The sequence below is a fragment of the Paenibacillus sp. EKM301P genome (assembly GCF_011800295.1).
GTDB classification, from domain to species: domain Bacteria; phylum Bacillota; class Bacilli; order Paenibacillales; family Paenibacillaceae; genus Paenibacillus; species Paenibacillus polymyxa.
In genome coordinates, this window is record NZ_JAALFM010000190.1 from 1 (window position 1) to 203 (window position 203).

General features: G+C 48.3%; 1 protein-coding gene. It reads left to right on the forward strand.

The window, feature by feature from the left end; all coding sequences use genetic code 11:
* Positions 1–203 (forward strand): condensation domain-containing protein (locus tag HFD99_RS25490; RefSeq protein ID WP_167441131.1); only part of this gene is annotated, 203 nt, incomplete at both ends.

Sequence of the window (203 nt, forward strand, 5' to 3'; positions counted from 1 at the left end):
TTTGGCAGTGTCGTCTCCGGCAGATCAGCAGATATTCCGGGCATCGATAAAATGATTGGGTTGTTCATTAACACCGTTCCTGTACGGATTCACAGTGAGAAAGAGATGACATTTGCTGGGCTGATGAAGCAGATTCAGGAGCAGGCACTGGCTTCCCGTGCCTATGAAACCTATCCGTTATATGAAATTCAGGCCCTGACCGA